Raw genomic sequence first — 23,381 nt, 5'->3', positions numbered from 1 at the left:
GGCCAGCGCGCGTGCGGCGGTCCGCCGGTCACCCACCGCGGCCGCCGCCTGCTCGTCGGCCCAGCGCTCCACCAGGAAGACCACGGCGGACCGGACCGGCGCGAGCAGCGGGTCGGCCGCCGCCGCCAGCGTGGCCGCCGTCACCAGGGCGCCGTGCCGGTGGGTCAGGTGCGCTCGCTCGTGGGCCAGCAGCACCCGCCGCTCCGGCGGCTCCAGCGCGCCGAGCATCGCGGACGTGACCAGGATGCGGCCCGGCCGGCCCGGGATCGCGAACGCCCGCGGCACCTCGGAGGCGGCGACGATCAGCTCCGTGTCGGCGGGCCGCCCCGCGACCAGCCGGCGCAGCGCCCGCCGGGTACGCCGCTCGGCGCGCACCGCCCGGCACACCCGCCACCCGACCACGGCCAGCGCCACGCCCGCGGCGACCCCGATCACCTCCGGCACCGGGTCGACCAGCGGGCGCCCGTTCTCCCGCGCCTCGCGCACGACCGGCGGCGCGTCGCCGAGCAAGGCGGCCGTCAGCAGCACCAGGGACCAGGTCGTGGCCGCCGCCGTGAGCACGGCGGCGGACGTCAGCGCGCGTGCCGCGAGCGCCGGGGCGACCCGGCCGCAGACGACCGGCGCCACGACGGACAGCAGCAGCGACAGCAGCAGCGGGGTGTAGACGTCGTACCTCATGCGCCGCCCCCGGCGAGCAGCTCGCGCAGCGCGTGCTCCTCCTCGGGGCTGAGACCGGTCACGAACTGCTGGAGCGCGGCGATCGGGTCCGGGCCCCGGTCCAGGGCCTCGTGCATCGCCGCGGCGGTCAGCTCCGCCGCGTTCTTCGCCGGGCGGTACGCGCCACGCCGCCCGTCGGCGTCCCGGAGCACCAGCCCCTTGTCGTACAGACGTTTGAGAATGGTGTGCACGGTGTTGTAGGCGAGTCCGCCGTCGATCTCGGCCTGGATCTCGGCCGGGGTCAGCGGCCGCTCGGTGGCCCAGAGGGCGGCGAGCACCTCGCTCTCCAGCGCCCCCGCGCCGCGCCGCTCCGCTCTGCCGCGGGACCCTGTGCCACCCATGCATCAACCTTACAGCGCGTAGGGCCGTGGGCACCGTTGGGCCTGTCGGCGCCGCACCGGCCCCTGATCCACGTTAGTTTGACCCTGTTTTCCCCGACCGCCGTGCTCAGAACTACAGCTTGTAGGGTGGCCGTCGCAAGCTGGAGGACGAAGGGGTGATGATGGCCGGCAGCGCACACAGCACGGTCGAGACGGCCCGGCGCGAGCGCGCGCGCCGCACGGGTACCGGCACCGGGCGGACCGGCGGCCTGCTGCCGCTCGCGGCCGTCGCCGCCGCCTTCACTCTGGCCCAACTGCTCCTGGTCGGCACCGACATGGGCCTCGGCTGGGACGAGACGGTGTACGTCAGCCAGGTCAGCGGCCACATCCCCACGGCGTTCTTCAGCGCACCCCGCGCCCGCGGCATCTCCCTGCTGGTCGCGCCCGTCGCCGCCTGGTCCACCTCGACGGCCCTGCTGCGCGCCTACCTCGCCGTCCTGTCCGGCCTCGCCCTCTTCCTGGCGCTGCGCGCCTGGCGCGGCCTGCTCCCGGTCCGTGTGCTCGCCGTCGCCGGCGCCCTGTTCGCCTCCCTGTGGGTGACCCTGTTCTACGGCCCCCAGGCCATGCCCAACTACTGGGTGGCCGTGGGCGGCCAGGCCGCCGTGGCCTGCTTCCTGCGCGCCCGGACCGGCCGCACCGACCGGGCGGCGCTGTGGGGACTGGCCGCGAGCGGGGCGCTGATGGCCTGGATGCGGCCCATGGACGCCGTCTGGGTCACCCTGCCGCTCCTCGCCCTCGGGCTCCGGCGCCGCCACTGGCGGCCGCTGCTCGTCCTGCTCGCGGGGCTCGCCGCCGGTGCGGCCGAATGGGTGATCGAGGCGTACGTCGACTACGGCGGTCTCGCCAGCCGCCTGTCCGCCGGCTCGGCGATCCAGGGCGGGCTCGGCTTCCACCTGGCCGTCGTCGACCAGCTGCGCAGCCTGGGCGGGCGCGCGCTGTGCCGGCCGTGCACCGGCGCCCTGCCCCACCCGATGATCACCGCCTGGTGGTTCGCGCTGCCCGTGTTCGCCGTCGTCGGCCTGGTCGTCGCGGTCCGGGCCCGGCGCACGGCGCCCACGCTGCTCGCGCTCGGCTGCGCCGCGACGGCCGCCTTCCCCTACCTGTTCCTGATCGGCTACGCGGCGCCCCGCTTCCTGCTCCCGGCCTACGCCCTGCTGGCGATCCCCGTGGCCGGCGCGCTCGTCCACCTGGTCACCGTGCCCACCCGGGTGCCGCGCCGGGTGGTCGTGGTCCTGGTGGCGCTCGGGCTCGCCGCCCACCTCGCCGTCCAGTTCTCCGTCCTGCACCGCACCGCCACCCGTACCACCGCCGCCCACCGCGAGTGGTCCCGCACCGCCGCAGCCCTGCACGGCATCGGGGTACGGCAGCCCTGTCTGGTCACCGGATTTGAGGCCATCCCGGTGGCGTTCTACGCGGGCTGTTCCTCGGCGGCCACGTCCGGGCACAACGCCAACAGCACGGCACAGGAGATCGCCCGCACCGCGCGGCACACCCCGGTGGCCACCCTGGTGCCCGCGGGCTCCCGGCCACCCGGGTACGCCCGGCACTGGCCGTCCGTGCCGCTCGACGGGCTGCGCCTCTACTACGCCGTACCGGAGGCCGGTTCATGACCTGGAGCCGAGGCAGAGGCGGGGGAGGCGGCGGATGACCCGGCAGGCCGTACAGGAAGCCGTCCCCGATGTCCGCGCACCGGCTCTCCCGTCGCCGCCGGGCGGCTCCGCCGCCCGCGGTCGCATGGCCTACTGGCCCACCCTGGCCTGCCTCGCCGTCCTGCTCTGCGCGGCCTACCTGGCCCGGCGCCACTGGCCGACCGTGGAGCACGGCGCGCTGCGGCTGGCCGTCGCCGACCCCGGCTGGCTGCTGGTCGGCGCGGCGGCGGCCGTCTGCACCTGGGGCGCCTCGGCGCTCGCCCAGCAGGGTGCGGTGCCCCGGCGGCTGCCCGGTGCCCGGCTGGTCGCGGCGCAGTTCGCGGCCTGCGCCGCCAACCACCTGGTCCCCGCCGGGCTCGGCGCCGGCGCGGTGAACCTGCGCTTCCTGATGCGCTGCGGGCTCTCCGCGGGCCGCTCGGCCGGCGCGCTCGCCGTGAAGGCGACCGCCGGCGCCACGGTGCGCCTCGTCCTGATCGCCGTGCTCGCCCCGCTCTGCCCGGGGCTGCTGCGCGTCCCGCGCGTCTCGCCCGCCGCGCTCGCCGCCGTCCTCGGCGCCGCCGCCCTGCTCGCCGCGGTGCTGGCCGGTCCGCTGCGCCCGCGCTGCCGCCAGGCACTGGCGAGCGTGCTCCCCGAGATCCGCGCCGTGCACGCCTGCCCCGCCCGCGCGGCGGCCCTGTGGGGCGGCTCGCTGGCCTTCGCCGTCCTGCACTGCCTGGTCCTGCTGTCCGTCGGCCAGGCCGTCGGCCTGCCCCTGCCGCCGTACCAGGTGGCCCTGCTGTACCTCGCCGCCAGCGGCGCGGCCGCCCTGCTCCCCACCCCCGGCGGCCTCGGCTCCCTGGACGCCGCCCTCGCCCTGGGCCTGACCGTCGCCGGCGCCCCCGCCGCCACAGCCGCCTCCGCGGTCCTCGGCTACCGCCTGCTGACCGTATGGCTCCCCCTCCTCCCGGGCCTCGCGGTCCTGGCCCTGCTGGTCCGCCGCAAGGCGCTGTAAGGGGGCTGCCGGCCCGACGCCAGACCAGTTCCCGCCCGCTCTCGGAGGGCACCTCAGCCGGTGGGCAGGGTGATCACGAAGCGGGTGCCTGGGGTGTGGGTCGGGTCGTGGGTCACCTCGCCGCCCGCCGAGCGGGCGAGGCGGCGGGCCAGGGGGAGGCCGAGGCCCGCTCCGGTGTGGCCGTCGTCGGGGTCGGCGCGGCGGCCGGGCTGGAACAGGGCGTCGCGGAACGACTCGGGCACACCGGGACCGTCGTCCGTGACCTCCACCAGCACCCCGTCCGCCGTCCGGCGGGCGGCGAGCGTGACGCGGGTACGGGCGTAGCGCACGCCGTTGGCGAGCAGCGGGCTGACGATCCGCTCCAGCAGCGCGGGGCGCACCCCCGCCCGCAGCGGTGTCCCGTCGCCGTCGACGGTGATCCGTGGCGGGGCCGGGGTGTCCACTGAGGCCGCCACCCGGCGCAGTACCGGCAGCACCTCGGCCGTGCCGGGCGCGGCGGACGCGCCGTCGCGGGCCTCGTCCAGGAGCGTCCGGCAGATGTCGTTCATGGAGCGGGCCGCCTCGGCGATGACCTCGTGGGTCGCCCGCGTCTCGGCATCGGAGCGGGGACGCGAGCGCCACCAGTCCAGTTCGGCGACTATCCGGCTCAGCGGGGTGCGCAGCTCGTGCGACAGCTCGCCGGTCAGCTGCCGCTCGTGCCGCAGCACCGCGCGGATCCGGTCGAGCAGCGCGTCCAGCGAGGCGCCGAGCGCGGCCAGCTCCGCGGGGCGGTCCCGGCCGGCGAAGCGCTCGCCGGAGGCCACCGCGCTCCACCGGGTCGCCTGGTCCGTCATCATGCGCACCGGCCGCAGCGCTCGGCCGACGGCCAGGCGCGTCAGCCCGTAGGTGAAGGCGAGCATCACCGCGTCGAGCGCGACCGAGCCCAGCAGCAGCGTCCGCGCCGAACTCCGGTACGGCGACAGGTCGAGCGCGGTCACGACGGTGGCCGTCGTCCCGTGCCCGCGCACCGGTTCGGCGCACAGGCGGACCGGGTCGTGGCCGCCGACGGCGGCGCAGCCGCGCCCCTGCGCCGCCAGCACGCCCGCCGCCCGGGTGAGGGCGCCGGCGCGGGCCGCCGAGGGCGGTCCCTCCAGCAGCCGGCCGCCGGCGTAGATCCACACGTTGGGGTCGAGCAGCCGGTCGTTGCCGGTCTCCAGGACCCGTACCCGTCCGCCGCGGGTGTCCACGGTGGTCGCCACGGCGGCCGCACGGGTGCGCAGCTCGTCGTCGGCCTCCCGCTGGAGCCGGTGCCGCACCACGGTGTTGAACACCACCGTCAGGATCACCATGAGCAGGGCCGCCGTGGTGAGCGCGACCAGCGAGAGCCGGCCGCGCAGGGTCGGGGGGCGCGGCCGGGCGGCACGGGCCGCGTGGGCCGCGCGGGCGCGCAGCGGTATGGCGGTGGGGGACGGCTTCATGGGGGCGGCACTCGTACCTGTCTCAGGCGGAACGGACGGCGGCGTGGGGGGCGTGGGCGGTCAGGACAGCCGGTGGCCGATGCCCCGAGCGGTGCCGATGGTCTGCCCGGCGCCCGCCGCGCGCAGCTTGCGCCGCAGCCGGGTCAGGTACTGGTCCAGTGTGTTCTCGCTGACGTGGGCCCCCTCCGGCCAGCCCGCCCGGACCAGCTCGCGGCGGCGCACCAGGTCGCCGCCCGCCGCGGCGAGCGCCGCCAGCAGCCGGAACTCGGTCGGCGTCAGGGCGATCCGGTCCCCGTTCACCGTGACGCTGTGCCGGACCGCGTCCAGGACGAGCCCGCCCGTGCCCGCGCCGGCGGCCGGTGGTGGGGCGGGCGCGGCCCGGCGGAGCGCGGCCCGCAGCCGGGCGGCCAGCTCGGCCAGGTGGAACGGCTTGGGCAGGTAGTCGTCGCCGCCCGCCGAGAAGCCCGACAGCCGGTCGTGGAGGCCGCGGCGGGCGGTGAGGAAGACGACCGGGCCGAGGAAGCCGTTCGCGCGCATCGCCTGGCACACGTCCCGGCCGTCCGCGTCGGGCAGCCCGACGTCCAGCACCGCGGCCGCCACATCGGGTGCCGCGAGCCTGAGGGCGGTGGCACCGTCGGGCGCGGTCACCGTGTCGAAGTCCTCGTCGTGCAGTCCGCGCCGCAGGACGTCACGCAGGGCGTGATCGTCCTCGACGACCAGGATCTTGGGACGCATGTCTCTCCAGCGGCGCATCGGCCGGATCGGTCGGGGGTGGGGGGTCCGGCTCGCCGGAGCCGGTGATCAGGCCCGTGGGCAGCCACCAGGCCGCCGCGCACAGCCAGACGCCGAGCCAGCCGACGGCGAACAGCCAGCCGCCGATCACGTCCGTGAGCCAGTGGACACCGAGGTAGCCGCGGCTCAGGCCGACCCCGGCCGCCCAGCAGGCCACCAGCAGGCACAGCACGACGGGGACCCGGCGGCGCCGCGCGCGCAGGCACAGGGCGACGATCACCAGCCCGGCCGTCAGTGCCGAGGTGGTGGTGTGCCCCGAGGGGAAGGCCCAGCCCGAGGCGTGCGTCTGCCAGTACTGGTAGGGCGGGCGGGCACGGCCGACCAGCTCCATGACGCCGTAGCGCACGGCCTGGCCGGTGGCCAGGCACGCGGCACCGAGCAGCGCGGCCGTCAGCCGCTGCCGGCGCGTGCCGCCCACGAGCAGTCCGGCCAGGACGACCAGCGCGTACGGGATCACGCCGGTGCCGGTGGAGGTCAGCCCGCGGGCCACGGCCAGCGTCATCGGGGTCCGGTGGCCGACGGACCAGGCGAGCAGCGAGCGGTCCGGGGCCGTCGGGGCGCCGTGCCGGCCCGTGACGAACAGCGCCAGCACCGCGAACGCGGCCCAGGCGCCCAGCGCGACGCTGCCCGCGAGTTCCGCGACGGCCTTGCGGTTCATGACACCAGCAGCGGCCGCAGCCTGGTCGCCGCCAGCCGGTCCGCCAGGTCATGGGGCCGGTTCCGGAGCACGCGCATCACCAGGAAGGCGACCAGGCCACCGACCACGGCGCCGGCGAGGACGTCGTGCGGATAGTGGACGCCGATCCAGACCCGGGAGACCGCCATGGCCACGGCGCACAGCGCGGCCACGGCTCCCAGCCGGCGGGAGACGAAGAAGAGGGCGACCGTGGCGGCGACCGCGATCGCGGTGTGGTTGCTGGGGAAGGACCAGTCGCCCGCTCCCGGGCACACCTCCAGGGTGCGGAAGGGCAGGCCGTGACAGGGGCGGCCTTCCTGCACCAGGGTCTTGACCCCGGAGTCCGCGGCGAAGGCCACCAGCACGGCCACCGGCACGATCAGCGCCGTCACGGCCGTCCGGGCACCGGCCCGGCGGGCCCGCCACCAGCCGGTCACCATGAGCACCGCGAACACCGCGAGCCCGTAGTCCGACCATGCCGTGACCACGGTGTCCAGGGCGGCGGGGGAGCGGTGGGCGAGCTCCACCACCTGCCGGTAGAGCGCCCCGTCGATCGACCGGCCCGAGAGTGCCAGGATCATCCGCGGGCCTCCTTGGCGGCCCGGCGGGAGCGCAGCACCTCGGCGGCGAGCGGGACGAGCGACAGCAGCACGATCAGCGCGATCACCGGCAGCAGGTACTTGTCGACGTTCGGGATCGAGGAGCCCAGCGCGTATCCGGCGAGGGTCAGGCCGAGGCTCCACACGAGGCCGCCCACCACCTGCCAGAGCGTGAAGGTGCGCACCGGCACGCCGAGCGCGCCCGCCATCGGGTTCAGCACCGTCCGCACCACCGGCACGAACCGGGCCAGCACGATCGCCTTCGCGTGGCCGTAGCGCTCCAGCAGCTCCTCGGCGCGCTGCGCGCCCTCCCGCAGCCGGGCCGACCGGCTGCGCGCGAGCAGCGTCCCGCCCGCCTTGCGGCCCAGCAGATAGCCGCACTGCGAGCCCGCGAGGGCGCCGGCGGCCGAGGCGACGAGCAGCGGCCCGAGCGACAGGTGCACGCCGTGCCCCGAGCTGCCGGTGCACAGCAGTCCCGCCGTGAACAGCAGGGAGTCGCCGGGCAGGAAGAAGCCGATCAGCAGTCCCGTCTCGGCGAACATCACCACGGCCACGCCGAACACGCCGAAGGCGGCCAGCAATGAGTGGGCGTCGAGCACGTTGACCGCGAGCTGCGACGACAGGTCTGAGGGAGTGGCCATCGCCGCACGCCCTTCCTTCGGCTTCCTCGGACTAGCTTCTGACTACACATTTGTAGACGGTCCGCTGGGGTGATGACGAACGACAGCCCCGCATCGTTCCCGGACTTTGCCGCCCCATTGCCACCTCATGACCGACCGACTACACGTCTGTAGTCATTTTGGTCCGCGAAGGTAAGACATGCCTTCACTGAGTGGGAGCGCCGCAGGGCGTGGGGGACGACGCGTTTCCGAGCTTCCTGATCGGACTGAGGGAGGGACTCGAAGGCGGACTCATCGTCTCCATCCTCATCGCCACCCTGGTCCGGGCCGGGGCCTTCACCGCCGCCTCCCTCTCGCAGACCGCCCAGGAGGCGTTCGCGGGCACGCTCTGCGTGATCGCCGTCGCGTTCGTCACCGCCAGTGGGCGTCCAGCGGGATCGCGGTGCCGTGGGGGTCCTTGGCGTAGTCGGGGACGTCGGTCTCCCTGGCGCCGTCGAGCGGGGCGCCGGTGTCCTTGCGCCTGGTCTTCTGCTGCTGCCGGCAGGACGTGCGCCGCCAGTTCGAGGCCGTGCAGACCCGGCTGATCGACGAACCGCTGGTCGACTACATCTCGCCGACGGGCGGTGGCTGCTTCTTCGCCCTGCCCGGCGTGCGGGACGCGAAGGACTGGCTCGGCAAGGGCCTGCTGTCCGCCTGACGACGGCCGTCACCGTACCCCGGCGGCCGGTCCGGCGGTTCAGGCCGGGAATTCAGGACTACTTCGACCAGACGCGCCTGATGAGCCGGCTGACCTCGCGCCAGAAAGGCATGGTCGACGACTACGTCTCCGCGCAGGCCGCCACCCTCAGGACCCGCCGCAAGGCCGTCACGAGCCTCAAGTCGCTCACCTGGTCGCAGGACGACCTCAGGACGGCCAGGTCCACCGTCCAGGAGAAGCTGTCCGCCGCCCGCAAGCTGCTGTCCACGCTCACGGCGCAGGAGAAGGCACGCCTCGCGGCGATCGAGAAGCAGAAGCAGCAGGAGGCGGCGCGCGGCGGACTGGGAAGTCCGTGCTGGTCAGGGCTCCGACGCATCAAAATCCAGTGCGCATGAGCTGGTTCGCACTCGTATACTCGTGCGAGCTCGTGGAGGGGGAGGTGAAGACAGTGAAGCTTGCTGAGGCGCTGGCAGAACGTGCGGAGGCGACGCGCCGGGTAGAACAGCTGCGAGCGCGCGTCGTCAGCAATGCGCGGTACCAGGAAGGGGAGACACCCGCCGAGGATGCAGCTCAGCTGTTGGCTGAAGTCGGTGAGGTGCTGGACGCTCTGGAAACGTTGATCCGGCGGATCAACCGGACCAATGCCACCGTGGAGATGGGTCCGGACGGCACGCTCACCGATGCTCTCGCACGCCGGGATGTCCTGCGGTTGCGTCACTCTGTGGTCACCGCGGCGGCGGACGCGGCGGCGGGCAAGGGCGAGCGGGGGTACGGCCGGCAACTTCGGTCCGAGCTGCTGATGCTCTCCGCGCTACCGGTCGCCGAACTGCGCAGTCAGGCGGATGCGCTCGCCCGGGAACTTCGCGAGGTTGATGTGCGGATCCAGCGTACGAACTGGGAAGTCGATCTACTGGACTGAGTAGTCCAGCAAGCTGGGACGATGTGGAGCAGGTAGCGGCTTCGGAGGCGTGCACGCACCGAGGGTTGGCGGTTTTCCAGCCCACTCCTGGCGCGTGAAGAGCAACGCGGGGGTTCGACTCCCCATCAACACAGTGCAGCTCAGCATCGCGTACAGGTAATGGTGCACATCGCACAGCACATCACCACGTGCAGATCCAAGGCCGCGAGGGCGGGTTCGGGGCATTCCACACCGCAGCACCATCGAGAACGGCGATCTCCGGCGGATACGGTTGGTGATTTTGGCGGCGCTCCAGCGTCTATCGCGAACGAGGCTTCCGCGGATCCTCAGCAGACTCCGTGCCGTCCCTGTCCGCGCCACCCGCCTGCTGCGCGCCCTGCTCGTTCCAACGAACCTCGAAGTCAACCGCTGATCGGCACGGGACAGACTGGCCTTCTCTCGAAAGAATCAACGGTTGTGCGGCGACGGTGAGTTCCCGAAGTAGATGTGACGTTTCGCCCAGCCGTTTGACCTGTCGCAGCGCACCGTGGCAGCCCCATACTCCAGGACCTGATGAACCAACGGGCGAAGGAGCACGGTGAGCGCAGCAGCGGCAGCAGGGACCTGGAAGCTGGGGGACCTGGAGGTGAACCGCATCGGCTACGGCGCGATGCGGCTGACGGGCAACGGCATGATGGGGAACTCCGACGGCACACCGATCGACCGCGATTTCGCCGTCGGCCTGCTGCACAGCGCGTTCGAGCAGGGTGTCAACCACATCGATACGGCCGCCTTCTACTTCTCGCCGCTGCGGTCCGCGAACGAGCTCATCAATCGCGCCCTCGCGTCCTGGCACGGCGACGTGGTCGTGGTGACGAAGGTCGGCCCGGCACGTGATCCCTCCGGTGAGTGGCTTGGCATGGCCCGCCCCGACCAGCTGCGCGGCCAGGTCGAGGAAAACCTGCGTCAGCTCGGCCGAGACCACCTGGACGTGGTGAACCTGCGCGCCAACGGCCCCGGCACGGCATCGGTCGCCGAGCACTTCGGCGCCCTCGCCGAACTGCGCGAGGCCGGCCTGATCCGGTACCTCGGGCTCTCCGCTGTCCTGCCTGAGCACGTGGCCGAGGCCCGAACGATCGCGCCCGTGGCCTGCGTGCAGAACTCCTACGGCCTGGACTGGCGCCGCGCTGACGAAAGTGGGCTGGTGGACCTGTGCCGGGAGCAGGACATCGCCTTCGTCCCGTTCTTCGCGGTCTCTGGTCTGCGGCGCGAGGCAGCCGCAGACCAGGAGCACGACGCGCGCGTCCAATCCGTCGCCCGCGCCCACGATGCGACGCCGGCCCAGATACGGCTCGCCTGGACCCTCCACCGTGGTCCGCACGTGCTGGCCATTCCCGGCACCGCGAACCCGGCACACCTCGCAGAGAACATCGGCGCCGGAAGCCTGCGCTTGACCGAGCAGGAGTTGGCCGTCCTCGACAAGCCGAACGAGAGCACTGCCTGAGCCCCTACCGTCGATGCCCGGCGCACCTCTCCCCGTGCGCTTGACACCGGACCAAGCAGGTGGGGGAATGAGGCAATCCTGATCGCTTGAAGAGCCTCAACACCGCTGGCAGACGAACTACTCCACAGGTTGCGCCCCACGACCAGCGTGAGCACGCCGGAAGACCGGCACACCAGCCCTTTGACCTTCGACCTCAAGTTGGCGGAGGCTCGTGCGACAGGACAGCTCCTGTCAGCCGCGGTGCTCTTCCGCGACCGCCGCTCTGTGCATCCTGAGCATGCCGTCGATGGCCTGGAGAACCTGCTTCCGCTCTGCCGCGGACAACACCGGCTCCGACACGACGCCCGCTTGCCGCACTCGGTACATCAGAGGCACACACGCCTCCTCGACGGCCGGCACGACCGCGTGACCACTGAAGACGTCGTAATGCGGTCAACGCTGGGCGCGGGCTCTTCGTACTGCTCGACCAGTTCCCGATAGGCCGAGGCATTTTCGCAGGTGCTCAGGCACGTGGTAGCAGCCGTCGCAGCAAGTCTTCACCCACGGCACGACCCAGCCGTAGCGGCTGTCCCAGTCCCACACCACGCGCTTCAGGCCGGGCGAAGGGCAGGTCTGGCACGTGCCCGAGGCTTCCTTGGCGGCCGCACTGATGGCCCGCCACACGTCCATGGGGGCACCGGCTGGAACGCGTTTCCAGCAGAGGTCACCGAACTTCTCTTCCCACTGAGGCCTCGGGCACTTGGGCCAGACCTCGATGAGCTTGTGCTCGACCCGCTCGATGATGGGCGCCCATCCTGCACCCTCGGCACTGAACGGCCGGTGCCGGACCGGTCCGGGTGTCCGGTCTCGCAGGGCGGTGGTGTAATTCTCGCCTGTGGCCGCCTGCCGTGACGGGCTTTCCGTGCGGCGGTCGACTGCTTCTTTGGCTTGGCCGGTCGATCACCTGCGGCGTGGGCGCCGGTGAACGGCGGGAGGCGTGCGCGACTTGCCCGACGCGGATCGTACAGCCGCGAGCGGGCTGGACATGCCGGCCGCCGACCAGTGCACGCCGCTTGGGTGCGTCGGGTCGCCGCCGCGCCGCCGCCCCATCTCGGACGAGCCTGAGAACCCGGCAGTTCGGTGAGAAAAGGCCGCCGACAAGTCATCGAGAACCAGCGGCGAAAGCCCAGGTCGGACGGCCCCCATCGACAGATCAGACGAGAACCTACAGGCCGGTTCGCCGTCCGGGGCCGGCCGCCGTCACCCGCGTACCCCCAACTCCTCCCGCCACTTGATCAGCTGGCGGGTCGGATCGCCCGTGTACGACCAGGGGGTGCGGGTGGCGCGCCGGCCCAGCAGACGCAGCACGTCGGCCGCGACCTCCGGCGTGCCGGCCAGACAGGCCGCGTGGGCGAGCTGGTTGAGGTCGCGCAGCTCGGTCGGGGCCACCTCGCCGTCCGGACGGACCCGCACCCATCGCTCCCAGGTGCGCCGCACGTCGTTGACCGCACCGTCGTGGTCCCAGTGCGGCCCGACACCGACCGCGCCGCGCATCCCGTGGGCGCCGTCCAGGACGTAGCGGTACTCCTCCACCCGGGCGTACTGCACCAGTACCGGCAGCGGACAGCCGGGCGGTGCCACCCCGGCCGCGTCCCGGGCGAAGTCGTACATCAGGCCGTGCGTGCCGTGCCAGCGGGCCGAGTAGTAGTGCAGCACCTGGAGGTGGCCCTCCGTGCTGTACGGGTCCCGGCCGTGCAACTCGTCCCACCAGCGGGCCAGTTCGCGGCGCCGCACCCCGCTCGGGTACAGCCGGGCGACCGAGATCAGCGACACCCACGGCGTGGGGTCCTCGGGACAGGCGTCGGCGGCGCGCAGACAGGCGAGGACCGCGCCGTCGACCCGGTCGCGGTCGATCGGCACGCCCCGTCCGGCGGTGATGGCCAGGTTGAACGCGCGGGCGGTCTCCGTGGCCGCGCGCAGCACCAGCGCGTCCCCGCTGCCGGGTTCGGCGGCCAGCCACGACTCCGCCGTCGAACTGCCCGCGCAGGCCTGCGCCAGCAGCCGGACCCGGTGGCCGCGCAGCGTCCAGTCGGCGCCGGTGGCCCACAGCAGGTCCCTCAGGCCCTGCCAGCGGCCGATGACGATGTCCTGCCGGGCGGAGGTGAGCGGCGCGTCCCCGCAGGCGGGGTCGTAATCGGGCGTGAAACGGTCGCGTGCCATGGGTGTCTCCCTCAGAAGTCGGTGGGGAGGCCCTCGTGCAGGCGGGACGGCACTCCCGCGCCGTCGGGGAGGTAGTCCGCCGCCACGGTGCGCGTCGCGTCCAGCTTCGCGGGCCGGTAGTAGCCGCTGCCCTGCCGCCAGTACCAGAGCATCGGGACCAGTCCCACGGCCAGTCCGCCGACGCCGATCGCGATCGCGGCGCCGCTCAGCTCGCCCAGCGACTCGACGAGCATCCAGAACATGAACACGGAGCCGAGCAGCGGCCACAGCCCGTCGAGCAGGAAGCCGGACACCGACCGCAGCAGCGTCCTGCGGTAGGCGACGACCACCGCGAGGCCGGCCAGGCCGTAGTAGACGGCGATCTGCAGACCGATCGCCGAGATCGCGTCCGAGAGGATCTCGCCCACCGAGCCGAGCGCGTTGGAGGCGATGAACAGGGCCAGCGCCACCGCGCCGACCACCACGATCGCCACCCACGGCGTGTTCCAGGTCCGGTGCACCCGGCCCAGCGCGGCCGGCATCGTACGGTCCCGGCCCATCGCGAACAGCGAGCGCGTGACCTGGATCAGCGTGGTCTCCAGCGTGGCGACGGTGGACAGCATCACCGACACCACGAGCAGTCTGCCACCCCAGCCGGGCCAGATCTCCTCGCCCAGCACCGCCAGCACGTCGGCGTCGTTCGCCGCGATCTGCCGCGAGGTCAGGACGACGTTCACCGCGACGGTGAACACCTCGAACAGCACGAAGACGACGCCGACGCCGATCAGCCCGGCGAGCCCCGTCGTACGGCGGCTGTCCCGGGTCTCCTCGCTGAGATTGCTGGTGACGTCCCAGCCCCAGTAGTAGAACGTGGCGACCAGCGCGCCGGACGCGAACCCGCTGAGGCCGTCGAAGTGCGAGAAGCCCAGCCAGGACCAGTCGAAGGCGCGGGCGTCGTGCGTGTGGAGCAGGGCGAGGAGCGCGAACAGCGCCAGGATGCCCAGCTCCATACCGGACATCAGCAGCTGGGCGCGGACGGTGAGTCGTGCGCCGCCGAGCACCACGCCCAGCATGACGAGGAACCACAGGGAGCCGACCACCGTGGACAGGGCCGTGTCCTTCGCGAGTCCGTCGTCGAACAGCGCGAGCGTCATCGACCCGGCGGGCAGCGAGCCGGCCACCATGAAGAGGGTCGCCGAGACCACCAGCGCCCAGCCGCTGACGAACCCCAGGAACGGATGGAGGGTGCGGCCCACCCACGAGTAGCTGGCGCCCGCGTTGACGTCGATCCTGCTGAGGCGGCTGAACGCCAGGGCGATGCCCAGCATGGGTATCGCGCAGTACAGCAGGGCGGCCGGGCCGGCCAGGCCCACCGTGCCGAAGAGCACGGCGGTGGTCGCGGCGATCGAGTACGCCGGCGCGCTGCCGGCGACCGCCATCACCACGGTGTCGAAGGTGCCGAGGACGTTGGCCTGCAGTCCTCGGCCCCTGTTGTCGCTCATGGTCGTGCCGCTTTCCGGTCGTGCACGGCGCACGGGCGGCCGGCCCGTCGCGTACAGGTGGGGGGTGGGGCCCGCCTCGGCCCCGGGGGAGGGATGGCCTCGGAGCCGGGCCGGCCGGGTGAAGAAGCGGTGGTGCGCGGGGGGTGGTGGGCACCGTGCTGCCGAGCGTCGGCGAACGGTCACGGTGTGTGGGTGTGATGATAGCGGCACCCGTTGACCTTTCAAGCTGACCAACCGGTAATACCCGCTGACCTGTTCGGATGCCGGCGGGTTAGAGACGCGGCGCACGGGAAACGCGGTTCGGGACCGAGCGCGTGCCGAGAAGGAGGCGACGATGAGCGACCAGCAGGGCGAGCAGTCCCCGATGGCGGACGACGCCTATCAGCCCACCGGAACCAACGAGGAACAGGAGGACGCCGGGCCCCTGGACCTCCAGGACGCGGTCGACGAGCGCGGCTACGACGACATTCTCGACGAGGGCTACTCCCCGCCGGAGCGCCCCCTCGGCGTGACCAAGCACGGCACCACCGCCGCCGAACAGCGCGAGGGCGAGACGCTGGACGAGCGGCTCGGCCAGGAGGTGCCGGACGTGGCCGCACCGCCCGGTGACGGGGTGGGCGACCTGCCGGGCGGCGCGGGCGAACCGGTCGATCCGCAGGCCGGCGCGGACCGCGCGGGCCGCCTGGTCGCCCCCGACGAAGGGGCGCACACCGACCTGACCAAGGAGGAGGTGGCCACCGACGTCGGGATCGACGGGGGAGCGGCGGGCGCCGAGGAGGCGGCCGTGCACGTCGTCGAGGAGCCGTGACCCGGGACGCCGTACCCCGGGATGCCGTGGTTGCCCGCCCCTCCGGCCGGCCCGCGAAACGCGGAACGGACCGGCTCGTCAGTCGCCCATGTGGTCGAGCTGGCGCAGCCGGTTCGTCGCGTCCAGGGCCGCCACCTTGTACGACTCGGCCAGCGTCGGGTAGTTGAACACCGCGTCGACGAGGTAGTCCACGGTGCCGCCGCAGCCCATCACCGACTGGCCGATGTGGATCAGCTCCGTGGCGCCCGAGCCGAAGCAGTGCACGCCCAGCAGGGTCCGGTCCCGCGGGGAGACCAGCAGCTTCAGCATGCCGTGCGAGTCGCCGATGATCTGGCCCCGGGCCAGTTCCCGGTAGCGGGCGACGCCCACCTCGAACGGCACGCTGTCCTCGGTGAGTTGGTCCTCGGTCCGGCCGACGAAGCTGATCTCCGGGATGGTGTAGATGCCGATCGGCTGCAACTGGTGCATCCGCCCGGCCGGTTCCCCGCACGCGTGGTACGCGGCCGCCCGGCCCTGCTCCATGGAGGTCGCCGCGAGGGCCGGGAACCCGATGACGTCACCGACGGCGTAGATGTGCGGCACCTCGGTGCGGTAGTGCTCGTCCACCCGGATCCGGCCGCGCGCGTCGGCCGTCAGACCCGCCCTGGACAGGTCGAGACCGGCCGTCAGACCCTGCCGTCCCGCCGAGTACATCACCGTGTCGGCGGGTATCTTCTTGCCGCTCTCCAGCACCGTGAGGGTGCCCCGGGCATGGCGTTCGACGGCCGCGACGGTCTCCCCGAACCGGAAGGTGACGGCCAGGTCCCGCAGGTGGTACTTGAGCGCCTCCACGATCTCGACGTCGCACAGGTCCAGCATCCCGGGCCGCTTCTCCACGACCGTCACCTTGCTGCCGAGCGCGGCGAACATCGAGGCGTACTCCATGCCGATCACCCCGGCACCCACGATCACCATGGACCGCGGCACCCGCTCCAGCGAGAGCACGTTGTCCGAGTCCATGATGGTCCGCCCGTCGAACTCCACGCTGTCCGGCCGGGCCGGCCGGGTGCCGGTGGCGATGACGACGTGCTCGGCGCTCAGCAGCCGTTCCTGGCCGGTGGTCTCGTCGCGCAGCGCGACGGTGTGCGGGTCGGCGAACCGGCCCGTGCCCGCGTACACGGCCACCTGGTTACGGCTCAGCTGGCTGCGGACGACGTCCACCTCCCGGCCGACCACGTGCCGGGTGCGCGCGGTCAGGTCGGCGACGGTGATGTCCTCCTTGAGCCGGTAGCTCTGCCCGTACAGATCGCGCTGGGTGAGGCCGGTCAGGTACAGCACCGCCTCGCGCAGGGTCTTGGAGGGGATGGTGCCGGTGTGCAGGGAGACCCCGCCGAGCATGTCGGGGCGGTCGACGACGGCGACCCGGCGGCCGAGCTTGGCCGCGGCGATGGCGGCCTTCTGCCCGCCGGGTCCGGATCCGATGACGAGCATGTCGAAGTCGGGCACCCTCGGGAGTCTGGCAGCCGCCCCGGGCCGCGCGGAAGTCCCGCGACACCGCTACCCGCGCTCCGGGCCACCCGCCGGCGGGCCGTCGAACGGCGGTGCGCCGAGCCGGCGCAACTGCGCGAGGACGTCGACGACCCCGCGGATCTCGGCGATGCGGCCGTCCGCGAAGCGCACGACGAAGATCTCGTCGTAACCGACGGTCCTGCCGGTCGGTGCCAGTCCCCGGTATTCGCCGAGGTGGGTCCCCGTGACCCTGTTGCGGAAGACCACCTTGTCCCCCTCGGCGATCGTCTCCTCGACGACGACGCGCAGGTCGGGGAACGCCCGCAGCAGCACGGCCCACACCTGCTTGAGCGCCTCCGCCCCCGTCGCGCCCGTCGGCACCGGCGCGTGGAACACCAGGTCCGGCGCGACGACCTCGTCGATGGTCTTCGCGATCAGTTCCAGGTCACCGCTGTTCACGGCGTCGTGGAAGCGGGCGAACGTCGCCTTGTCGCGGTCTGCCGGGCTGTCGGACACGGGGTGCCTCCTGGGGCGCTTCGCTGCCGCGCGGCCGCCGCCGCGCGCTCCGCCGCGGTGCGCGACGGGCATCACCCATGACGAGACGGCCCGCCGGGACGTGACATCCGGCCGCGACGCCCCGGGAGGCGGCGGGCACGCGGCGAGGAGGCGCCGGGGAGGCGGGCCGGCCGGCCGTGGGCATGCCTCGGCGCCGGGCCGGCGTGCCCCCGCGCGACCGGTGTGCACGCCCCTGGCCCGGCGCCTCCTCGTCGGTGTCCCCGATGCGTCCCGGAACGCCCTAGGGCAGCAGCTTCTCGATGGCCGCCTGACCCTCGGTCTCCAGCTTGCGGCGCGCCCAGTCGAGGTTCGCCGGGGTGACGTCCCTGCCCGTCGCCATCACCAGGTCCTCCGCGGTGAGACCCCGCGAGGGAGCGGAGTGGAGCAGGGCGTCCGGGGTGCAGTGGTCGTCGGACGACCGGGACTCTTCGGGTGTGGATGTCGACATGATGCCTCCTCCTCGGTCCGGATGACCGCATCCGTGCCGGTGCCGCCGAACGGGGCACCCTCTCACCATTCACCGCCCGCGCGGACCCTGCATCCGGAAGGGCCCGCCGCGGCGGGTGCAGGGCGCCTTCCCACCGCGCGGCGATGCACTCACCCGTAAGCTGGAAATCCGCCCGAAAGCGGGAGAACGGCAGTACGACCCCACCGGGGAGGCCGATCAGATGGCCGACACGCCCTTCCAGCAGGAGTCCTCCCTGAGGCCCCGCTACCTGCCGATCGCCGAGCACGGCCTGATCGGCGACCTGCGCAGTGTCGCCCTGGTCGGCACCGACGGCACCATCGACTGGTACTGCTGCCCGTCCTTCGACGACCCCAGTGTCTTCGCGGCGATCCTGGACGCCGAGCGCGGCGGCCGCTTCGAGCTGGCCGCGGCCGTCCCCGCGCGCACCAAGCAGTTCTACTTCCCGGACACCAACGTGCTGATCACGCGCTTCTTCACCGAGGAGGGCGTGGGCGAGGTGCAGGACTTCATGCCGGTCACCGGGGACGGCGTGGACGGCCCCGGCAACGGCCGGCACCGGCTGATCCGGCGGGTGGTGTGCGTGCGCGGCACCGTGCCCTTCCGGGCCCTGATCGCACCCCGCTTCAACTACGGCGCCGACCCGCACACCCTGAGCGAGCTGGACGGCCTGATGGTCTTCGAGTCCCCGCAGCGGTCCCTGGCCCTCACCTCCACCGTCGCCCTGGAGTGCGGCGACCGGGATGCCCGGGCTGACTTCAAGCTGAGCGAGGGCGAGACGGCGGTCTTCGCGCTCGACCAGCTCGGCGCCGCCGTGGCGCCCCGCGGCTGTGCCCGCGCCGAGGCGGAGCACGAGTTCAACGCGACCGTCGCCTACTGGCGCCGGTGGCTGCACCAGTCCCGCTACCGGGGCCGCTGGCGCGAGATGGTGCACCGCTCGGCCCTCACCCTGAAGCTGCTCACCTACGCCCCGACCGGCGCGATCGTCGCCGCGCCCACCACCAGCCTGCCCGAGCAGCTGGGCGGCGAGCGCAACTGGGACTACCGCTACGTGTGGGTCCGCGACGCCGCCTTCGCCGTCTACGCGCTGCTCAGACTCGGCTTCAGCAGCGAGGCGCAGGCGTTCATGCGGTTCGTCACCACGCACATCACCCCCGGGTGCGGGGACGGCTCGGGCCCGCTGCAGATCATGTACGGCATCGACGGCCGCACCGAGCTGCCCGAACGCGAACTGCCGCATCTGGAGGGGCACCTCGGCTCCGCCCCGGTCCGCGTCGGCAACGCCGCCGCCGACCAGCTCCAGCTCGACATCTACGGCGCCCTGATCGACTCCGTGTACCTCTACGACAAGTGGGCCGAGCCCATCCCCAGCGGCCAGTGGGACGACGTGTGCCAGCTCGTCGACTGGGTCTGCGATCACTGGGACCAGCCCGACGAGGGCGTGTGGGAGACCCGGGGCGGCCGCCGGAACTTCCTGTACTCACGCCTGATGTGCTGGGTGGCGATCGAACGGGCGATCCGCCTGGCCAACCGGCGCGGCCTGCCCGCCGACCTGCCCCGCTGGCGGGGCAGCCGCGACGAGATCTACCGGCGGATCATGAAATGCGGCTGGTCGGAGCGGCGGGGCGCCTTCGTCCAGCACGAGGGGGCCGACGTGCTCGACGCCTCCGTGCTGATGATGCCGCTCGCGAAGTTCATCGCGCCGACCGACCCCAAGTGGCTGTCCACCCTCGACGCCCTCACCGAGGACCTGGTCTCCGACTCGCTCGTCTACCGGTACGACCCGCAGGCCAGCCCCGACGGGCTGCGCGGCGACGAGGGGACCTTCTCCATCTGCTCCTTCTGGTACGTCGAGGCGCTGGTCCGGGCCGGCCGGCTCGACGAGGCCCGGCTCGCCTTCGAGAAGATGCTCACCTACGCCAACCACCTCGGCCTGTACGCCGAGGAGATCGGCCGCACCGGCGAGCAGCAGGGCAACTTCCCGCAGGCGTTCACCCACCTGTCCCTCATCAGCGCCGCCTTCAACCTGGACCGCGCCCTCGGCTGACCCCTTCGTGCCGATTTCCCTCAGTGTGTCCGTACACGGCATGGGTACCCGGGGGTCTCCGAAGGCCATTCGGCACAGGGTTGTACGGAAGGGAGAGACCCCGCATGACCGGCACCAGCGAGACCGGTGACCTCACCGGCACGCGCGACAAGAACTACGACCTGATCTGGTACGTCGAGGCGTGCCTGGACAACGCCCTGCGCCTGGAGACCTACATCCAGGACGCCGAGCGCGAGCACGACACCGAGCTCGTGGAACTCTTCCACAAGGCACAGTCCGACAGCCGCAAGGGCGCCGAGATGGGGAAGCACCTGCTGCGTGAGCGGCTGAGCGGCTGACCTCCCCGGTCCCGCGACCGGATCCCGGCACGGCACGGGCCCGGCGCATCCCCCGGCGGGTGCTCCGGGCCTTCGCCTGCCCGGCCGGCGCGGCCTGCGGGTGAGGGGGCGCCCGGCGCGCGCTCAGGGCAGCGGCTGCTCCGCCCAGATGATCTTGCCGTTCGGGGTGTAGCGGGTGCCCCACCGGTCCGCGAGCTGCGCCACCAGGAACAGGCCCCGTCCGCCCTCGTCGGTGCTCGCCGCGTAGCGCAGGTGCGGGGAGGTGGTACTGCGGTCGGAGACCTCGCAGATCAGCGTCCGGTCGCGGAGCAGCCGTACCCCGATCGGCGCCCGCCCGTACCGGATGGCGTTGGTGACCAGCTCGCTCAGGATCAGCTCCGTGGTGAACGACTGCTCCTCCAGGCCCCAGTCCGTGAGCTGCCGGATGACCGAGGCCCGGATCCGGGAGACGGCCGCCGGCTCCGGCGGCACCTGCCACTCGGCGACCCGGTCCGGGCCCAGGACGTGGGTACGGGCCACGAGCAGCGCCACGTCGTCGCCGGGCCGGTCCGGCAGCACGTCGAGCACGGCTCGGCAGGTCTCCTCCGGCGAGGCGCCGGCAGCGCGCCCGAGCGCCTCGCTCAGCAGCGCCAGCCCGTCGTCGATGTCCCGGTCCCGGTCCTCCACCAGACCGTCCGTGTAGAGCACCAGCCGGCTGCCCTCCGCCAGCTCCAGATCGGCCGTCTCGAACGGCAGTCCGCCCAGGCCCAGCGGGGGACCGGCGGGCACCTCGGGGAACTCCACCGTGCCGTCGGGACGCACCAGCACGGGCGGCGGATGACCGGCCCGGGCTACCGTGCAGCGCCGCGAGACGGGGTCGTACACCGCGTACAGGCAGGTCGCCCCGGTGACCGCGGCTGCACCGTCGGACGGGGTCTCGTCCTGGTCGATCCGGCCCACCAACTCGTCCAGCAGCCCGAGGAGTTCGTCCGGCGGCAGATCGAGCGAGGAGAAGTTGTGCACCGCCGTGCGCAGCCGCCCCATGGTCGCCGCCGCGTGCAGCCCGTGCCCCACCACGTCCCCGACCACCAGGGCCACCCGGGCGCCGGACAGCGGCAGCACGTCGAACCAGTCGCCGCCCACCCCCGCCTGCGCCGGCAGATAGCGGTAGGCGATCTCCAGGGCGCCCTGCTCGGGCAGGGAACGCGGCAGCAGGCTGCGCTGCAGGGTGACCGCCATGCTGTGCTCGCGCGTGTAGCGGCGGGCGTTGTCGATCGACACGGCGGCCCGCGCGACCAGCTCCTCGGCGAGCTCGAGCTCCTCCGCGTCGAACGGCTGCGGCTTCTTCGAACGCCAGAAGTTGGCCAGCCCGAGGACCAGGTTCCCGGCCCGCAGCGGCACCGTGATCAGCGAGTGGATGCCGTAGGCCACGACCTGGCCGGTGCGCTCCAGGTCCTGCGCGCGCCAGCCCGGCGCCTCGCCCAGCACCGGCTCCACCACCGACTGCCCGGTGGTCAGGCTCCGGGCCTGCGGCGAGGTCGCCACGAACCGGATGCGCTCGCCCACCGGATACAGCGGGGCGTCCTCCTCGATGCCGCTGCAGGCCGCCCGCCGCAGCGCCGTCCCCGGCTTGGGCTCCTCCCCGTTCAGCACCGCGTCGAACAGGTCCACGGTGGCGAAGTCGGCGAACCTGGGCACGGCGAGCTGGGCCAGCTCGCCCGCCGTGCGGGTCACGTCCAGGCTGGTGCCGATGCCCACACCGGCGTCGTACAGCATGTTCAGCCGCTCGCGCGCCACCTCCGCCCGGCCCGACAGGGCGCGCAGCTCCGTGGAGTCGCGCAGCGTGGTGACGCTGCCGGCCGGACCGCCGCGCAGGTCGGTGGGCCGCTGGTTGACGGCCAGCAGCCGGTCCTTGACCAGGTGCACCTCGTCCGTGGCGACCCGCCCCGAGTCGAGCAGCGTGGCCGTCTCCTCGTCCAGGCCCAGCTCCCGCACGTGCCGCTGCTCGGCGTCCTCGGGCAGGTCGAGCAGCCGGTGCGCCTCGTCGTTGGCGAGCAGCAGCCGGCCGTCGCCGCCGACGATCAGCACACCCTCCCGGACGGCGTGCAGCACCGCGTCGTGGTGCTCGTACATCCGGGTCATCTCGGACGGCCCGAGGCCGTGCGTCTGGCGCAGCAGCCGTCTGCTGACCAGCGCCGTGCCGCCGGTGGCCAGCGCGAGCGCCGCCGCGGCCGCCGCGATCAGCAGCGGAAGCTGCCGGTCGGCCGCCCCGCCCACGTGCGCCAGCGTGATCCCGGTGGACACCAGGCCCACCACCTTCCCGCTCGCGTCCTTCACCGGCACCACGGCCTGCACGAGCGGGCCGATCGTGCCGTTGACCTCCTCCACGACCGTGCCCCCGGCCAGAGCGGGACCGATCGTCCCGACGAACTTCTTGCCGATGCGGTCCGGTTTGGGGTGCGTGTAACGGATGCCGTCGGTGTTCATCACGACGATGAAGTCCACGCCGGTCGCCTTGCGGGCGGCCTCGGCCTTGGGCTGCAGGACGGCAGTCGGGTCGGGGAGGCGCAGCGCGGCCGCCGTGCCCGGCGCGTTGGCGAACGACTGGGCGACCGCGACCGAGCGGTTGCGGGCCTCCCGGTTGATGTCGTGCCGCACCTGGAGGAACTGCGCCACCACGGCCGACACGACCAGCAGCAGCACGATCACCACCTGGAGGAGGAAGACCTGCCCGGCCAGGCTGCGCCGCACCACCCCCCGCCGGCCCTCGTCCGCCCCGGTGCCCTCCTGCCGCGGGCCCAGCGGTGCGCGCGGGGGCCCGTAAGGACGGAGCGGCCTCGTCTCGGGCCGGCCGGGCAGTCGGACCATGAGCCCATGTCTACACTGCCCGGACCCGTCAGGCGAGACCGTCGCACGGGATGACGGTCCCCGGCCCCCGCGGCGCTCCCCGGTCATCGGCCGTGCGCGCGACGGCGGGTGGCGAGCAGCAGGGCCACGTCGTCCGGGCGGTCGGCGGCGTCCCGGGCGCCCGCGGTGAGCC

General features: G+C 73.2%; 21 protein-coding genes and 2 pseudogenes. 10 read left to right on the top strand and 13 right to left on the bottom strand.

Annotated features, from left to right (window positions below):
• Both PV343_RS38955 and PV343_RS38950 read right to left on the bottom strand, forming a co-directional pair.
• A partial coding sequence (locus tag PV343_RS38955) for a M48 family metalloprotease (protein ID WP_319151777.1) occupies window positions 1-678 on the bottom strand: 678 nt, incomplete at its 3' end.
• Complete coding sequence (locus PV343_RS38950) at window positions 675-1,058, bottom strand: BlaI/MecI/CopY family transcriptional regulator (RefSeq protein WP_319151776.1); 384 nt, start codon at window positions 1,056-1,058, stop codon at window positions 675-677. The genes PV343_RS38955 and PV343_RS38950, both read right to left, overlap by 4 nt.
• 161 nt (window positions 1,059-1,219) lie before the next feature.
• On the opposite strand from PV343_RS38950, the gene PV343_RS38945 reads away from it, so the two are divergent.
• Together PV343_RS38945 and PV343_RS38940 are read left to right on the top strand one after the other, a co-directional pair.
• Window positions 1,220-2,707, top strand: a complete 1,488-nt coding sequence (locus PV343_RS38945; RefSeq protein WP_319151775.1) for a hypothetical protein — start codon at window positions 1,220-1,222, stop codon at window positions 2,705-2,707.
• 34 nt (window positions 2,708-2,741) lie between these two features.
• Window positions 2,742-3,737, top strand: a complete 996-nt coding sequence (locus PV343_RS38940; protein ID WP_387953062.1) for a lysylphosphatidylglycerol synthase transmembrane domain-containing protein — start codon at window positions 2,742-2,744, stop codon at window positions 3,735-3,737.
• A gap of 53 nt (window positions 3,738-3,790) precedes the next feature.
• On the opposite strand, the gene PV343_RS38935 is transcribed toward PV343_RS38940, so the two are convergent.
• Genes PV343_RS38935 through PV343_RS38915 form a run of 5 tightly spaced genes read right to left on the bottom strand, consistent with a single transcriptional unit; the run spans window position 3,791 to window position 7,902 of the window.
• Window positions 3,791-5,194, bottom strand: a complete 1,404-nt coding sequence (locus PV343_RS38935) for a sensor histidine kinase (protein ID WP_319151774.1) — start codon at window positions 5,192-5,194, stop codon at window positions 3,791-3,793.
• 60 nt (window positions 5,195-5,254) lie between these two features.
• Window positions 5,255-5,929, bottom strand: coding sequence for a response regulator transcription factor (locus tag PV343_RS38930; RefSeq protein ID WP_319151773.1), 675 nt, complete (start codon window positions 5,927-5,929; stop codon window positions 5,255-5,257).
• Window positions 5,883-6,644, bottom strand: a complete 762-nt coding sequence (locus PV343_RS38925) for a phosphatase PAP2 family protein (RefSeq protein WP_319151772.1) — start codon at window positions 6,642-6,644, stop codon at window positions 5,883-5,885. The genes PV343_RS38930 and PV343_RS38925 overlap by 47 nt, the downstream gene beginning before the upstream one ends.
• A complete protein-coding gene (locus tag PV343_RS38920) occupies window positions 6,641-7,243 on the bottom strand; it encodes a phosphatase PAP2 family protein (protein WP_319151771.1) in 603 nt (200 codons plus the stop codon). Before PV343_RS38920 ends, PV343_RS38925 begins: the two co-directional genes overlap by 4 nt.
• Window positions 7,240-7,902, bottom strand: coding sequence for a DedA family protein (locus PV343_RS38915; protein WP_319151770.1), 663 nt, complete (start codon window positions 7,900-7,902; stop codon window positions 7,240-7,242). Before PV343_RS38915 ends, PV343_RS38920 begins: the two co-directional genes overlap by 4 nt.
• Window positions 7,903-8,111: 209 nt before the next feature.
• On the opposite strand from PV343_RS38915, the pseudogene PV343_RS38910 reads away from it, so the two are divergent.
• The 5 genes and pseudogenes from PV343_RS38910 to PV343_RS38885 all read left to right on the top strand — a co-directional run.
• Window positions 8,112-8,300, top strand: a pseudogene (locus PV343_RS38910) (iron transporter); the annotation flags it as partial.
• Window positions 8,301-8,389: 89 nt separating this feature from the next.
• Window positions 8,390-8,578: pseudogene (locus PV343_RS38900) on the top strand (deferrochelatase/peroxidase EfeB); the annotation flags it as partial.
• 80 nt (window positions 8,579-8,658) lie between these two features.
• A complete protein-coding gene (locus PV343_RS38895) occupies window positions 8,659-8,973 on the top strand; it encodes a hypothetical protein (RefSeq protein ID WP_388238076.1) in 315 nt (104 codons plus the stop codon).
• A gap of 53 nt (window positions 8,974-9,026) precedes the next feature.
• A complete protein-coding gene (locus PV343_RS38890; protein WP_319151778.1) occupies window positions 9,027-9,497 on the top strand; it encodes a DIP1984 family protein in 471 nt (156 codons plus the stop codon).
• A gap of 577 nt (window positions 9,498-10,074) precedes the next feature.
• Window positions 10,075-10,980 (top strand): aldo/keto reductase, encoded by a 906-nt coding sequence (locus PV343_RS38885; protein ID WP_319151769.1) that lies wholly within the window; start codon window positions 10,075-10,077, stop codon window positions 10,978-10,980.
• A 1,239-nt stretch (window positions 10,981-12,219) separates the two neighbouring features.
• On the opposite strand, the gene PV343_RS38880 is transcribed toward PV343_RS38885, so the two are convergent.
• Together PV343_RS38880 and PV343_RS38875 are read right to left on the bottom strand one after the other, a co-directional pair.
• Window positions 12,220-13,179 carry a hypothetical protein gene (locus PV343_RS38880; RefSeq protein ID WP_319151768.1) on the bottom strand — a complete coding sequence of 320 codons (960 nt, stop codon included), beginning with the start codon at window positions 13,177-13,179 and terminating at the stop codon, window positions 12,220-12,222.
• Window positions 13,180-13,190: 11 nt separating this feature from the next.
• A complete protein-coding gene (locus tag PV343_RS38875) occupies window positions 13,191-14,660 on the bottom strand; it encodes an APC family permease (protein ID WP_319151767.1) in 1,470 nt (489 codons plus the stop codon).
• Between the two features lie 334 nt (window positions 14,661-14,994).
• Between PV343_RS38875 and PV343_RS38870 the strand changes: the two genes are divergently transcribed.
• Window positions 14,995-15,468, top strand: a complete 474-nt coding sequence (locus PV343_RS38870) for a DUF5709 domain-containing protein (RefSeq protein ID WP_319151766.1) — start codon at window positions 14,995-14,997, stop codon at window positions 15,466-15,468.
• 78 nt (window positions 15,469-15,546) lie between these two features.
• Here the strand turns inward: PV343_RS38870 and sthA are convergent, their stop codons facing one another.
• From sthA to PV343_RS38855, 3 genes are all read right to left on the bottom strand, one after another.
• Entirely contained in the window at window positions 15,547-16,953 is a 1,407-nt protein-coding gene (gene sthA, locus PV343_RS38865; protein ID WP_319151765.1) for a Si-specific NAD(P)(+) transhydrogenase, read from the bottom strand.
• Between the two features lie 51 nt (window positions 16,954-17,004).
• Window positions 17,005-17,472 carry an ester cyclase gene (locus PV343_RS38860; RefSeq protein WP_319151764.1) on the bottom strand — a complete coding sequence of 156 codons (468 nt, stop codon included), beginning with the start codon at window positions 17,470-17,472 and terminating at the stop codon, window positions 17,005-17,007.
• A gap of 280 nt (window positions 17,473-17,752) precedes the next feature.
• Window positions 17,753-17,959, bottom strand: coding sequence for a hypothetical protein (locus PV343_RS38855; RefSeq protein ID WP_319151763.1), 207 nt, complete (start codon window positions 17,957-17,959; stop codon window positions 17,753-17,755).
• A 220-nt stretch (window positions 17,960-18,179) separates the two neighbouring features.
• Here PV343_RS38855 and PV343_RS38850 point away from each other — a divergent pair, with 220 nt between their 5' ends.
• Entirely contained in the window at window positions 18,180-20,024 is a 1,845-nt protein-coding gene (locus PV343_RS38850) for a glycoside hydrolase family 15 protein (RefSeq protein ID WP_319151762.1), read from the top strand.
• Between the two features lie 104 nt (window positions 20,025-20,128).
• Window positions 20,129-20,362, top strand: coding sequence for a hypothetical protein (locus PV343_RS38845; RefSeq protein WP_319151761.1), 234 nt, complete (start codon window positions 20,129-20,131; stop codon window positions 20,360-20,362).
• Between the two features lie 123 nt (window positions 20,363-20,485).
• Here PV343_RS38845 and PV343_RS38840 read toward each other — a convergent pair whose 3' ends face one another.
• A complete protein-coding gene (locus PV343_RS38840) occupies window positions 20,486-23,209 on the bottom strand; it encodes a SpoIIE family protein phosphatase (protein ID WP_319151760.1) in 2,724 nt (907 codons plus the stop codon).
• Window positions 23,210-23,381: the final 172 nt, after the last annotated feature.

Source organism: Streptomyces sp. WI03-4A (assembly GCF_033792105.1).
In the GTDB taxonomy this organism is placed as follows: Bacteria; Actinomycetota; Actinomycetes; order Streptomycetales; family Streptomycetaceae; genus Streptomyces; species Streptomyces collinus_A.
This window is presented reverse-complemented; position numbering and strand designations above follow the sequence as displayed.

Coding starts and splice junctions, on each gene's coding strand:
- PV343_RS38950 (WP_319151776.1), bottom strand. CDS start 1,058: ATGGGTGGCACAGGGTCCCGCGGCAGAGCGGAGCGGCGCGGCGCGGGG.
- PV343_RS38945 (WP_319151775.1), top strand. CDS start 1,220: ATGGCCGGCAGCGCACACAGCACGGTCGAGACGGCCCGGCGCGAGCGC.
- PV343_RS38940 (WP_387953062.1), top strand. CDS start 2,742: ATGACCCGGCAGGCCGTACAGGAAGCCGTCCCCGATGTCCGCGCACCG.
- PV343_RS38935 (WP_319151774.1), bottom strand. CDS start 5,194: ATGAAGCCGTCCCCCACCGCCATACCGCTGCGCGCCCGCGCGGCCCAC.
- PV343_RS38930 (WP_319151773.1), bottom strand. CDS start 5,929: ATGCGTCCCAAGATCCTGGTCGTCGAGGACGATCACGCCCTGCGTGAC.
- PV343_RS38925 (WP_319151772.1), bottom strand. CDS start 6,644: ATGAACCGCAAGGCCGTCGCGGAACTCGCGGGCAGCGTCGCGCTGGGC.
- PV343_RS38920 (WP_319151771.1), bottom strand. CDS start 7,243: ATGATCCTGGCACTCTCGGGCCGGTCGATCGACGGGGCGCTCTACCGG.
- PV343_RS38915 (WP_319151770.1), bottom strand. CDS start 7,902: ATGGCCACTCCCTCAGACCTGTCGTCGCAGCTCGCGGTCAACGTGCTC.
- PV343_RS38895 (WP_388238076.1), top strand. CDS start 8,659: ATGAGCCGGCTGACCTCGCGCCAGAAAGGCATGGTCGACGACTACGTC.
- PV343_RS38880 (WP_319151768.1), bottom strand. CDS start 13,179: ATGGCACGCGACCGTTTCACGCCCGATTACGACCCCGCCTGCGGGGAC.
- PV343_RS38875 (WP_319151767.1), bottom strand. CDS start 14,660: ATGAGCGACAACAGGGGCCGAGGACTGCAGGCCAACGTCCTCGGCACC.
- PV343_RS38870 (WP_319151766.1), top strand. CDS start 14,995: ATGAGCGACCAGCAGGGCGAGCAGTCCCCGATGGCGGACGACGCCTAT.
- PV343_RS38855 (WP_319151763.1), bottom strand. CDS start 17,959: ATGTCGACATCCACACCCGAAGAGTCCCGGTCGTCCGACGACCACTGC.
- PV343_RS38850 (WP_319151762.1), top strand. CDS start 18,180: ATGGCCGACACGCCCTTCCAGCAGGAGTCCTCCCTGAGGCCCCGCTAC.
- PV343_RS38845 (WP_319151761.1), top strand. CDS start 20,129: ATGACCGGCACCAGCGAGACCGGTGACCTCACCGGCACGCGCGACAAG.
- PV343_RS38840 (WP_319151760.1), bottom strand. CDS start 23,209: ATGGTCCGACTGCCCGGCCGGCCCGAGACGAGGCCGCTCCGTCCTTAC.